Below are 12,082 nucleotides of genomic sequence, written 5' to 3'. Positions count from 1 at the left end.
CCTGACTTGCAGCGCTCTATGAACCGGCCATGTTGAAAACGGAATTCGGCCCGCGCGGCACGACCCGGGCGGGTTCCGCCGCCGGCGCCTCGTTGCGGCGGTCGCGCAGCACGGCCGGCGCGCCTTCGCGCGAGCGTTGCTGGTCGACCAGATCCTTCAGCGAGACCGAATCCAGGTACTCGACCATCTTCTGGTTCAGGGTGGACCACAGCTCGTGCGTCATGCAGTGGCCGTCGTGCTGTTTGGTGCCTTCGCAGGTGCCCTTGCCGCCGCATTGGGTGGCGTCGAGCGGCTCGTCCACGGCGATGATGATGTCCGCGACGGTCACATCCTCGGCGCGGCGGGCCAGATTGTAGCCGCCGCCAGGCCCGCGGACCGACTCCACGATCTCATGGCGGCGCAGCTTGCCGAACAACTGCTCGAGGTAGGACAGGGAAATATGCTGGCGCTGGCTGATACCCGCAAGCGTCACCGGGCCCTGCTCCTGGCGCAGAGCCAGGTCAATCATCGCCGTGACGGCGAAACGGCCTTTCGTGGTGAGTCTCATGATGTTGGGGATCGCAATTCTCGACAAGTTTGCTCAAGTATAAATACATGAGCAAATTAGTCAAGTATCCCTATCGCGATTTGGGTCATTTGCTTAATTAAACGGCCGGTTCCGCAGCCCGCCGGACAGACACCTGGAGACGGTCCACGGTGCGCTCAAGGCACCAGTTGCGGGTGCAACGCCGCGATCAGCCCCCGGCACGCTGCCTCGCACTGATCGAGCACCTGCTCAAAACCTGCGGCGCCGCCGAAATACGGATCGGCCACTTGCCGCTCGCCCGCCCAACGGCTGTCGCCTTCGGGCACGAACTCCATCAGCAGACGAATCTTGTCGCGCTGAGCCGGCGGACAGATCCGGCGCAATGCGGCGACGTTGGCGTCGTCCATGGCGATCAGCAGATCGAAGCGCTCGAAGTCTGCCAGGCCAATCTGGCGGCCGCGCAGCCCGGACAGATCGTAGCCGCGCAGCGCCGCGGCACGCTGGGCGCGCTCATCAGGCGCAGCGCCGATATGCCAGTCGCCAGTGCCGGCCGAATCGACCGTAATGCGCTGATCCAGCTTTGCCTCGCCTACCTGATGCCGCATCACCCCTTCCGCGGTCGGGGAACGGCAGATGTTCCCTAGACAGACAAAACAGATGGAGATGGTTTTCATCAAAAGCTCTGGATGCGCGGCATCCGGATGGGGTTAGCCAGCGGTGCCGCGATTATACAAAGATGGGGAGAATCTCGCCGGGCGCGCGCACGGCAGCATGGGCGCGGGGGCCATCACTGCATCCGGCGCTGCGATCCACCGCGCAGCCGCGACTACAGACATGCGCCACCGGCCGGTCATGGTCAGGAAATCCGACCGGCCTTCAGGATGCTTCGGCCGGCTGCAGCGATGCAACCGCACGCACAGGCTTGACCGGCAGCGCGTGATCGTTGCCAACCAGGCCATACGAAACCGTTCGCGCCAGTTCCGCCGTAAGCTGATCCGCGCCAAGCGGGGTCTGCGCGGCGCCCGACGCGGCCACGCCACTCACATACAGGTAAGCTGCCGCTGCGAGCGGCACAAACACGGCCAACGGCCAATACATCGATATTGTCTTTCTCATGATGTCGCTCTCTTCCGATTGAGGCATCCGGAGCTTGTGGCCCACTATGCCTAGTCGAAATGATATAGAACGAATCAATCGGGAAAAACCCACCCTGGCGAGATACAGCGTTGCTTGGGAGAGAACAGTGTCTCGAAAAACCCAGCGCACTCAGCCGAGATGACTGCGCTGCGCAGCGTACAGCTCGCGGAACGTACGCCCGACCGGCGCCGGCATGTCGCGCGTATGGGTCCAGCCGGCCGCGAGCGGCAGCCGCGCAATCGCGCGATGACGTCCGCCCATTCGCTCGAGGATGCGCACCGCCAGCTTGGTGAACAGCGCGTAAGCGTCCGGGTGCAGTGCAAGGAAGCCCCATAGCGCCAGCCCCGCCCGCTCGCGCCACGGCCGCAGGCGCCGCTCGACCTGCTTTTCGCGCAACTTGCGCAGCAGACCCGACAAGGGAATGCCGACTGGACAGACGCTATCGCATTCGCCGCACAGCGTGGCGGCCTGGGGCAGATCGATCGCGTTGTCGATCCCGACATAGCTCGGCGTCAGGACCGAGCCCATCGGCCCTGGATAGACCCAGCCATAGGCATGGCCGCCGACCTTCTGATACACCGGGCAGTGGTTCATGCAGGCGCCGCAGCGGATACAGCGCAGCATCTCCTGGAAGTCGCCGCCGATCAGCCCCGTGCGGCCGCCGTCGACCAGCACCACATACATATGCTCCGGACCGTCCTGATCGCCCGGGCCACGCGGGCCGGTCAGCACAGAAAAGTAATTCGAAGTCGCTTGACCGGTCGCCGAGCGCGGCAACAGGCGCATCGCGGTCGCGAGGTCTTCGAGCGTCGGCAGCACTTTCTCGATGCCGGTCACCGCGACGTGCACCCGCGGCATCACCGTGCACATGCCCTCGTTACCCTCGTTGGTGACGAGCGCGACCGAGCCGGTCTGGGCCACGAGGAAGTTGCCGCCGGTCACCCCCATATCCGCCGTCATGAAATGCGGGCGCAACACCTCGCGCGCCTCGCGGGTCATCTCCGGAATCTCGGTCAGGCGCGGGCGCTGGTGCGTTTTCGCGAACAGGTCGGCGATCTCGTCCTTATCCTTGTGGACGACCGGCGCGATGATATGGCTCGGCGGTTCGTTGTCGTTGATCTGAAGAATGTATTCGCCGAGGTCGGTTTCGATCGACTGCACGCCCATCTGGCCGAGCACTTCGTTCAGGCCCATTTCCTCGGTGACCATTGACTTGGTCTTGATCACCTTCTTCACGTCGTGCCGTCGCGCAATATCCGCGACAAGCTGGGCCGCTTCCCGGGTGGTCTCCGCGAACAGAACCGTGACGCCGCGCCGGGTCGCCTCGCGCTCGAAAGTCTCGAGCCACACGTCGAGGTTTTCCAGCGCGCGATTGCGGCGCTCCTTGAGCGCGGCGCGGGTCGCGGCGAAATCGATCGCCGTGATCGCGGCGGCGCGGGCCGAGACGAACTTCGTCGACAGCTTGGTGAGGTTCTGCTGCAGACGCTGGTCAGCGAGATTCTGACCAGCGCGCGCCTTGAACTGCATTGTTTGAACTTGCATGGCAGCCTTTGCGATTCGCTTGGCGGTTCAATGAGTGACGGCACGTGACGGCACGATCAGGCACGACATGCGGCGGGCCGCGCCGCTTGCTGCAATCGCTGCGCTACGACGGCTGAAACACGTCTTATGCGTCGCCGGCGAGCACCTGCGCGATATGCAGCACGCGCGTGGTGGTGTCGCCCTTGCGGCGCAAACGGCCTTCGATATTGAGCATGCAGCCGAGGTCGCCGAGCACTACCGTGCCCGCCCCGCTCGCGCCGATGTTCGCGCATTTTTCATCGACGATCGCCGTCGAGATATCGCCGTACTTGAGTGCGAACGTACCGCCGAAGCCGCAGCAGTGTTCGCAATTCTTCATCTCTGTGACTGTCACGCCCGCCTGCGCCAGCAAGGCGCGCGGCTGCGCCTTGACGCCCAGTTCGCGCAACCCCGAGCAGGAGTCGTGGTACGTGACCGGCCCCGCGAACTCGCCCGGCGGCAACTGCACCTTGGCGACGTTGACGAGAAAGTCGGTCAGTTCATACACCTTCGGACGCAAGCGCCCGAAACGGGTCATCATTTCCGGGTCGCTACCGAACAGGTCGCCGTAGTGCACGCGGATCATGCCGCCGCACGAGCCTGACGGCACCACGATGTAATCGAACTGCTCGAATTCACGCATGGCCTTCTCGGCCAGATCGCGCGCGAGACTGCGGTCGCCGGAGTTGTAGGCGGGCTGCCCGCAGCAGGTCTGGGCCGGCGGCACGATCACCTCGAAGCCGGCAGCCTCGATCAGCTTGATGACCGAAAAACCGATTTCGGGACGCATCAGGTCAATCAGGCAGGTAACGAACAATCCGACTCGCATGGGCGCTCCTTCGGGAAAACGTCCCTGATTATCCGCTGTTTGCCGAACAATACCAACGCAAACGCCGCGCCGGCCGCAAGGCGCGGAAGCGTTGCAAGCGGATTCGAAGCCAGCCTCCAACAGCGTTCGCTTTTTTCACAATACGATATACAATCAATTCTCCGCTGATTGACGCGTCAACCGATTTCTCCCCATGAGCGATACGAACCCGGATCCCAAGACTTCGATCCAGGTGATCGAGCGCATGATGCGCCTGCTGGACGCCCTTGCTGCGCATAGCGACCCGGTCAGCCTGAAGGAACTCGCGCTGCGCACGGAGCTGCACCCCTCCACTGCGCACCGCATCCTGAACGACATGGTGACGTGCCGTCTCGTCGACCGTTCGGATCCCGGCACTTATCGCCTCGGCATGCGTCTGCTGGAACTGGGGAATCTGGTCAAGGCACGCCTGTCGGTGCGCGACGCCGCGCTCACGCCGATGCGCGAACTGCATCGGCTGACCGGGCAGACGGTGAATCTGTCGGTGCGTCAGGGCGACGAAATCGTCTATATCGAACGCGCTTATTCCGAGCGCTCCGGCATGCAGGTGGTGCGGGCCATCGGCGGGCGGGCGCCGTTGCATCTGACCTCGGTCGGCAAGCTGTTCCTGGCTGCGGACGAATCGACCCGCGTGCGCGCCTACGCAACCCGCACGGGCCTCTCGGGGCACACCCAGAACAGCATCACCGATCTCGCCAAACTCGAGCGCGAACTGTCACATGTGCGCCAGCAATCCTGCGCGCGCGATAACGAAGAACTGGAACTCGGCGTGCGCTGCATCGCGGCAGGCATCTATGACGATACCGGCAAGCTGGTTGCCGGCCTCTCGCTATCGGCGCCGGCCGACCGGCTGCAGGACTCGTGGCTCGGGCAGTTGAGCAAGACGGCGCTGGTGATCTCCGCGTCGCTCGGCTATCAGCCGCAGACGCCGCCCAACAATGCGCATCATCAGCACGCCTGAGTCGCCGCGGTTGATTAGGCTGAGGCGGGGATGAGGCGCACAGCTTGCGCGCCCTAAATCAGCAGCACCCATCAAAACAAAAGCCCCGCAATTGCGGGGCTTTTGTTTGCGCCGCCTCGACAGGCAAGGCAGCAGAGGCGCAAGGCAGCGGCCTTGCCGGCGTCCTGGTATCAGGTGCCCGGACCGCCGGCGTCGGCACTGGTGATGTGCTGATCGCCGCCGTTGTCGAGCCACGTGCGCAGACGCGTTGCGTCGGCAAAGCGCGTGTACTTGCCCGACGAATCCAGCAGCACCACAATCATCGGGCGGCCGTGAATGGTGGTTTGCATCACCATGCACTCACCCGCCTCGTTGATGAAGCCGGTCTTCTGCAGGCCAATATCCCAGGTCGGATTGCGCACCAGCGCGTTCGTGCTGTTATAGGCGATCGAACGCTTGCCGGTGTACACCTCGTAGCTACGATCCGTCGAGAACTCGCGGATCATCGGATACTGATACGCGGCGTTGACCATCTTCACCAGATCGCGCGCGCTCGACACGTTCTCGCTCGTCAGGCCCGACGGGCTTTCGAAGTGCGTGTCGGTCATACCGAGTTGCTTGGCCTTGGCGTTCATCGCCGCGATGAAGGCCGGACGGCCACCCGGGAAGTAACGCGACAGCGCTGCGGCTGCGCGGTTTTCCGAGGCCATCAGCGCGATATGCAGCATGTCTTCACGCGAGAGCACCGAGCCGACCGCCAGGCGCGAACCGGTGTTCTTGATGTAGTCGCGGTCTTCGTCCGTGACTTCAATCTGCTCGGTCAGCGGCGCCTTCGAGTCCAGCACCACCATCGACGTCATCAGCTTGGTGATCGAAGCGATCGGCACCACGGCGCGCGAGTTCTTGTCGAACAGCGCCTCGCCGGTGTTCTGGTCGACCACGTAGGCGACGCTCGAGCGCAAGGCAAGCGCATCCGGCGTGTCGTGCAGGCCGAACGCCTGGCCGACCGTAGGCTGACGCGGCTCGAACGCAACCTTGCGCACGACCGTATGGCGGCGACCGTTCAACGTGTACGAAACGCGGCGCTTACGGGTTTCGGCGCGCGGCGCGTCGTTCGCAGCAGCCGTGGTCTTCGCGGCTTTGGACGACTTCGCAGCAACGGCAGAACCCGGCTTCTTTGCCGATTTCGCAGTTTTGACGGTCTTCTTGGCGGTTTTGGCCGGCGCGGTGGTTGTAGCGTCCGCGGCGAAAGCGTCGGCAGGCGCAGCAAACGCGGCCGCGATAGCCACCGAGGCGGCCACCGACACAGCGGTGCTGAGGGCCACGCCGTGGATCACTTTGAGCGACGAAAACATGTCGGTTTTCATTGGTGTTCTGTCAGAGGCGGCGAAAGTTTTACGCAAGTGTAGTAAAACCACGAAAAATTAGCAATATTAAGCACTTATCGTCGCTCCTTAAACCGGCTTGTAAGATCCGATTGCAAGAAGACTATAAGTTTCGCGGACTCGATCGAAAAAAACGATCCAGTCCGCGGACGTTCGGTGAGGCCGTTACGCGCCGGACTCCGGCCATTCCATCAGCATAACGGCAATTTAGAGACAACCTTGATCAGGGGAAATACGGTCGTTCCCGGCGCTGCAAAAGCTCCGCTGATCGTTGCCCAGCGGGCTTTTCTCCACAGCACCGGTCGATACGCAGACAAGCCGCCACAAGCGGACAGTTAAGCATCCGCTGCAGATTGAACCATCGCGCATTCGACCGACATGCCCGATTAACGTTCCGTGACAGATTCCGGTTTACATCGATTGTTGTATTGCTGCGTCTTGCTTCGAAATTTTTCTTCCTGTTCGTCCCGCAACCGCCCCCCAGGATCACGTCAATCGCTCAATTAGAGCAGCAAAAACTACCGCTTTAACGCGCACCAGCACTGTGCAACGGTCATTTCAACCTCTGTCGCGCATATGTCATATGCGCTTCATAACCTATTGTTTTATCGAGATATTCTCGACATTGTGCGACGCACAAAAAGAGCTTGACATCCATCACCATCATTCTAAAATAGGTGCATTGTTGCGATGCACAATACATCGCGGCTTGGTGTGTGATGCCACGTTTTTGTCGTTACTGTTTTGCCAGTTTTGCTATTACCCCAACTCGGTCCGCACCAGACGGATCGTTCATCCAGGAGCGTAAACATGTCTCTGCTGACCCCTGAGCAAATCGCCGCAGCCCAGAAAGCCAACCTCGAAACTCTGTTCGGCCTGACGACCAAAGCATTCGAAGGCGTTGAAAAGCTGGTCGAGCTGAACCTGCAAGTCGTGAAGTCGACGCTTGCGGAAAGCCAGGAAAATGCACAACGGGCGCTGTCGGTGAAGGACGCCCAGGAATTTTTCGCGCTGCAGGCTGGCCTCACGCAGCCGCTGTCGGAAAAGGCGCTGTCGTATGGCCGTCACGTGTATGAAATCGTGTCCGCCACGCAAGCCGAATTCGCCCGTGTTGCCGAAGCGCAATACGACGAACAGAACCGCAAGGTGCAGTCGCTGGTCGAGAACGTTGCCAAGAACGCCCCGGCCGGTTCGGAAACCGCTGTCGCCGTGCTGAAGTCGGCTATCACCGCCGCCAACACCACGTACGAAACGGTTCACAAGGCGACCAAGCAAGCCGTGGAAATCGCTGAAAGCAACTTCAACGCAGCCGCCACGGCAGCGTCGAAGGCCGCCTCGCAAGCTGCAGCTCAAGCTTCGCGCTCGGCCAAGAAGGCTGTTTAAGCTTAGTTCAGTCTGCTTAGTTGCAGTCCGCTTAGGTTCCGGCTTAGGTTCCGGCTTAAGTTTCAGTCCGTTTGGAAATTTGCGCCGGCGGGTTCGCCCGCTGGCGCATCTCGCAGCAACAGCGCCGTGCAGCTTCGCGTGCTACACATGCACTGCGCGGCCCAACGCTCCGATACGTTCAACAGCGTATCGTTTGCCCGGCAGACGCCGGGATTTTTTTACCCCGGTCTGACTGTCCCAATATCCAGGCGGGCAAACGATACGCTTGATTTAGGCGTGAGCAGCAAGGGCGATGAGTGCCCTGCCCCGCTCACATAAACAAAACGGCGCGCCCTTTACGGGGCGCGCCGTTTTGCTTTTGCGGCTGTTTTGCTTTTACCGCTGTTTTACCTTTGCGACCGAATCCTGTGCTGGTTTCGCAGCCAGCCAGGCTCTGCGGCTAACCGGGCAAGCAGACTTTCACAAACGGAAGCCTCGCACTGGCAAAGGACGCCCACACTGGCTACGCGCAGGCGCCCCTTTTCCGTCTTACTTCTTTTTCTGCGGCGGCAGATCGGTACAGACGCCTTCGTAGAGCTCGGCGGCCATCCCGATCGACTCACCCAGCGTCGGGTGCGGGTGGATGGTCTTGCCGATATCGGTAGCGTCCGCGCCCATTTCGACGGCGAGACAGACTTCGCTGATCAGGTCGCCGGCATTCAGGCCGACGATACCGCCGCCGATCACGCGATTCGTTTCTTCGTCGAAGATCAGCTTGGTGAAGCCCTCGTCGCGGCCGTTGGCGATAGCGCGCCCCGAAGCAGCCCACGGGAACACCGCCTTGCCGTACTTGATGCCTTCGGCCTTGCACTGATCTTCGGTCTTGCCGGCCCAGGCCACTTCCGGATCGGTGTAGGCCACCGACGGGATCTGCAGCGCGTCGAAGTACGCCTTCTCGCCGTGCGCCGCCTCAGCCGCCACATGGCCCTCATGCACAGCCTTGTGGGCGAGCATCGGCTGACCGACGATATCGCCGATTGCGAAGATATGCGGCACATTGGTGCGCATCTGTTTGTCGACATCGATAAAGCCACGCTCGGTCACGGCGACGCCGGCCTTGTCGGCACCGATCTTCTTGCCGTTCGGGCTACGGCCCACGGCGACGAGCACGAGGTCATAGCGCTGCGGCCCAGCCGGCGCCTTCTCGCCTTCGAACGACACGTAGATGCCGTCGTCCTTCGCTTCAGCGGCAGTGGTCTTGGTCTTCAGCATGACGTTGGCGAAACGCTTGCTGTTGTACTTCTCCCAGACCTTGACGAGATCGCGATCCGCGCCGGCCATCAGACCGTCGAGCATTTCGACGACGTCGATCTGCGCGCCGAGCGTCGAGTACACCGTAGCCATTTCCAGACCGATGATGCCGCCGCCGATCACGAGCATGCGCTGGGGAATCTGGCGCAGCTCGAGTGCACCGGTCGAATCGACCACGCGCGGATCTTGCGGAATGAACGGCAGCTTGACCGCTTCGGAGCCGGCCGCAATGATGGCCTGCTTGAACTTGACGACCTTCTTGCCGGCTTCCGTTTCGACTTCCATGTGATACGGATCGACGAACGCCCCGGTACCGGTGACGACTTCGACCTTGCGCGCCTTGGCCATGCCGGCGAGACCGCCGGTGAGCTTCTTGACGACGTTGGACTTGAAGTCACGCAGCTTGTCGAGATCGATCTGCGGCTTGCCGAACGTGATGCCGTGATGACCGAGCGCCTCGGCCTCATCGATCACGAGCGCGGTATGCAACAGCGCCTTGGACGGAATGCAACCCACATTCAGGCACACACCGCCGAGCGTCGAATAACGCTCGACGAGCACGGTCTTCATGCCGAGATCGGCAGAACGGAACGCAGCGGAATAGCCACCGGGGCCCGAGCCGAGAACGAGCATGTCGCACTCGATATCGGCCTGACCGGAGAAACTGCCTGCCTGAGGCGCCGCGGCCGGTTGCTTCGGAGCGGCGGCGGGAGCGGGGGCGGCTTGTGCGGGCGCAGCGGCCTTGGCGGGTTCTGCTGCTTTAGCCGGCGCGGCAGCCGCAGCCGACGCTTCGACGATGGCGATGATCGTGCCTTCGGACACCTTATCACCGGTTTTGACGCGAACTTCCTTGACAGTGCCGGCGGTATCGCTGGGCACTTCGATGGAAGCCTTATCCGACTCGAGCGTCAGGAGAGCTTGTTCGTTCTCGATGACGTCGCCCGGCTTGATATTGACTTCGATGACATCGACATCCTTGAAATCACCGATGTCCGGCACCTTCACTTCGACGAGACTCATAGTGTCCCCTTCTCTTATTGATCGTTGACGAGGGAAGCGCAAACAGAACTCAAGAACAGCCTAAAAGCTGGCAGCGCGCCGGACAGAAACATCCTTTGCAGTCCGCCCAAGGACGCGCCTTTCTTTTGCCTACTTTTCTTTGGAAAACAAAGAAAAGTAGGTGCCGCCCCGCACAGGGGCAACGCTAATAGACCGACATGAAAACAAGTTCAGCGAGAGACCTGGATAACAGCCAAAAACCCAGGTCCCCCGGCGCAACGACGACGTCACTCGATCAAAGAATCACACGCCGGAAATCGGCAAGAATCGCACCCAGATACGCATTGAAGCGCGCAGCTTCAGCCCCATCGATGACACGATGGTCATACGACAGCGAAAGCGGCATAGTAAGACGAGGCACAAACTGCTTCCCATCCCAAACCGGCTTCATGGCGCTACGCGACAACCCCAGAATAGCGACTTCAGGCGCGTTAATGATTGGCGTAAAGTGCGTGCCGCCAATACCACCCAAAGAAGAAATCGAGAAGCAGCCACCTTGCATCTGATCCGGCTTGAGCTTGCCCTCACGAGCGGCCTTGGACAGATCAGCCATCTCCCTGGCGATATCAACAAGACCCTTCTTGTCCGCATCGCGAATCACAGGCACCACCAGGCCATTCGGCGTATCGGCGGCAAACCCAACGTGGTAATACTGCTTGAACACGAGGTTATCGCCATCGAGGCTGGCATTGAACGTCGGGAATTTCTTCAAGGCGGAAACAACCGCCTTGATCACAAACGCCAGCATCGTGAACTTCACGCCGGCCTTTTCGTGTTCCTTGTTCAGTTGCACGCGCAGCGCTTCGAGATCGGTGATATCCGCTTCGTCGTTGTTCGTGACGTGCGGAATCATGACCCAGTTGCGGTGCAGGTTCGCACCCGAAATCTTCTTGATGCGCGACAGCGGCTTCGGATCGATCGGACCGAACTTGGTGAAATCGACCTTCGGCCACGGCAGCAGGTTCAGCTCGCCACCACCGGCAGCAGCAGGCGCCGCAACCGGAGCCGCACGCTGGCCCGTCATCACACCCTTGATGAACGCCGTCACGTCGGCCTGGGTAATGCGGCCCTTCGGACCCGTACCCTGCACGCGCGAAACATCCACGCCCAGTTCGCGCGCGAACTTGCGCACGGATGGCGACGCGTGGCTCGCCTTGCGCTCACCGCCCTCACCGGCCGGAATCAGCGGCGCCTGAGCCAGTGCGGACGGCGCTGCCGGAGCCGGGCTCGGCACAGCCGGCGCATCCGACGGCTTTTCCGCTGCCGGCTTGGCCGCAGGTGCGGGCGCGGGAGCCGCCGCACCGCCTTCCGCTTCGATCACGACGATCACGGAGCCTTCCGACACCGTATCGCCAATCTTGACCTTCAGTTCCTTGACGACACCGGCGGCCGTGCTCGGCACGTCCATGGTCGCCTTGTCGGACTCGAGCGTGACCAGCGACTGTTCCTTCTCGACGCGGTCGCCGACCTTCACCGCGATCTCGATCACGGGAATGTCCTTGTAGTCGCCGATATCCGGGACTTTCACTTCCTGCACGCCGCCACCGCTTGCAGCAGGCGCGGGCGCCGGTGCAGCAGCCGTCGCCGGTGCGGGCGCAGCAGCAGGCGCCGGTGCCGGAGCCGGAGCGGCAGCCGCCGCGGCGCCATTGGCCTTGGCCGCAGCCGCGCCGCCTTCGGCGCCTTCCAGCACGACGATCAGCGAGCCTTCCGACACGTTGTCGCCCACCTTGACCTTCACTTCCTTGACGGTACCGGCAGCTGAGCTCGGCACGTCCATGGTCGCCTTGTCCGATTCCAGCGTGACGAGGGACTGCTCCTTCTCGACGGTATCACCCGCCTTCACCAGCACCTCGATCACAGGAATGTCCTTGTAATCGCCGATGTCCGGCACCTTGACTTCGATCGCTTGACTCATTGTGGGTGTCTCCTGGGCC

At 61.8% G+C, this 12,082-nt stretch carries 10 protein-coding genes; 2 read left to right on the top strand and 8 right to left on the bottom strand.

Annotated features, from left to right (window positions below):
* Positions 1-16: 16 nt before the first annotated feature.
* From iscR to FFS45_RS33605, 5 genes are all read right to left on the bottom strand, one after another.
* Entirely contained in the window at positions 17-547 is a 531-nt protein-coding gene (gene iscR, locus FFS45_RS33625) for a Fe-S cluster assembly transcriptional regulator IscR (protein WP_137958949.1), read from the bottom strand.
* Positions 548-702: 155 nt separating this feature from the next.
* On the bottom strand, positions 703-1,200 hold the full coding sequence (locus tag FFS45_RS33620) for a low molecular weight protein-tyrosine-phosphatase (protein WP_137958948.1): 498 nt from the start codon (positions 1,198-1,200) through the stop codon (positions 703-705).
* Positions 1,201-1,402: 202 nt separating this feature from the next.
* The gene (locus tag FFS45_RS33615; RefSeq protein WP_137958947.1) at positions 1,403-1,642 is read right to left on the bottom strand and encodes a hypothetical protein; all 240 of its coding nucleotides are present in this window, start codon (positions 1,640-1,642) and stop codon (positions 1,403-1,405) included.
* 150 nt (positions 1,643-1,792) lie between these two features.
* Entirely contained in the window at positions 1,793-3,205 is a 1,413-nt protein-coding gene (locus FFS45_RS33610; RefSeq protein ID WP_137958946.1) for a lactate utilization protein B, read from the bottom strand.
* A 124-nt stretch (positions 3,206-3,329) separates the two neighbouring features.
* Positions 3,330-4,052, bottom strand: coding sequence for a (Fe-S)-binding protein (locus tag FFS45_RS33605; RefSeq protein ID WP_137958945.1), 723 nt, complete (start codon positions 4,050-4,052; stop codon positions 3,330-3,332).
* Between the two features lie 193 nt (positions 4,053-4,245).
* Here FFS45_RS33605 and FFS45_RS33595 point away from each other — a divergent pair, with 193 nt between their 5' ends.
* Entirely contained in the window at positions 4,246-5,052 is an 807-nt protein-coding gene (locus tag FFS45_RS33595) for an IclR family transcriptional regulator (RefSeq protein ID WP_137958944.1), read from the top strand.
* 170 nt (positions 5,053-5,222) lie between these two features.
* On the opposite strand, the gene pbpG is transcribed toward FFS45_RS33595, so the two are convergent.
* Positions 5,223-6,398, bottom strand: a complete 1,176-nt coding sequence (gene pbpG, locus FFS45_RS33590) for a D-alanyl-D-alanine endopeptidase (protein ID WP_137958943.1) — start codon at positions 6,396-6,398, stop codon at positions 5,223-5,225.
* Positions 6,399-7,226: 828 nt separating this feature from the next.
* On the opposite strand from pbpG, the gene FFS45_RS33585 reads away from it, so the two are divergent.
* Positions 7,227-7,799: a phasin family protein gene (locus tag FFS45_RS33585; RefSeq protein WP_137958942.1), complete on the top strand. Its 573-nt coding sequence runs from the start codon at positions 7,227-7,229 to the stop codon at positions 7,797-7,799.
* 528 nt (positions 7,800-8,327) lie between these two features.
* Here FFS45_RS33585 and lpdA read toward each other — a convergent pair.
* Positions 8,328-10,109, bottom strand: coding sequence for a dihydrolipoyl dehydrogenase (gene lpdA / locus FFS45_RS33580; protein ID WP_137958941.1), 1,782 nt, complete (start codon positions 10,107-10,109; stop codon positions 8,328-8,330).
* A 274-nt stretch (positions 10,110-10,383) separates the two neighbouring features.
* Positions 10,384-12,063 carry a dihydrolipoyllysine-residue acetyltransferase gene (gene aceF / locus FFS45_RS33570; RefSeq protein ID WP_137958940.1) on the bottom strand — a complete coding sequence of 560 codons (1,680 nt, stop codon included), beginning with the start codon at positions 12,061-12,063 and terminating at the stop codon, positions 10,384-10,386.
* Positions 12,064-12,082 lie beyond the last annotated feature (19 nt).

The sequence above is a fragment of the Burkholderia sp. 4M9327F10 genome (genome assembly GCF_005503145.1).
GTDB lineage: Bacteria > Pseudomonadota > Gammaproteobacteria > Burkholderiales > Burkholderiaceae > Paraburkholderia.
Note: the sequence above shows the minus strand (reverse complement) of the source record. Positions and strands in the feature narration are given on the sequence as shown.

Coding starts and splice junctions, on each gene's coding strand:
- iscR (WP_137958949.1), bottom strand. CDS start 547: ATGAGACTCACCACGAAAGGCCGTTTCGCCGTCACGGCGATGATTGAC.
- FFS45_RS33620 (WP_137958948.1), bottom strand. CDS start 1,200: ATGAAAACCATCTCCATCTGTTTTGTCTGTCTAGGGAACATCTGCCGT.
- FFS45_RS33615 (WP_137958947.1), bottom strand. CDS start 1,642: ATGAGAAAGACAATATCGATGTATTGGCCGTTGGCCGTGTTTGTGCCG.
- FFS45_RS33610 (WP_137958946.1), bottom strand. CDS start 3,205: ATGCAAGTTCAAACAATGCAGTTCAAGGCGCGCGCTGGTCAGAATCTC.
- FFS45_RS33605 (WP_137958945.1), bottom strand. CDS start 4,052: ATGCGAGTCGGATTGTTCGTTACCTGCCTGATTGACCTGATGCGTCCC.
- FFS45_RS33595 (WP_137958944.1), top strand. CDS start 4,246: ATGAGCGATACGAACCCGGATCCCAAGACTTCGATCCAGGTGATCGAG.
- pbpG (WP_137958943.1), bottom strand. CDS start 6,398: ATGAAAACCGACATGTTTTCGTCGCTCAAAGTGATCCACGGCGTGGCC.
- FFS45_RS33585 (WP_137958942.1), top strand. CDS start 7,227: ATGTCTCTGCTGACCCCTGAGCAAATCGCCGCAGCCCAGAAAGCCAAC.
- lpdA (WP_137958941.1), bottom strand. CDS start 10,109: ATGAGTCTCGTCGAAGTGAAGGTGCCGGACATCGGTGATTTCAAGGAT.
- aceF (WP_137958940.1), bottom strand. CDS start 12,063: ATGAGTCAAGCGATCGAAGTCAAGGTGCCGGACATCGGCGATTACAAG.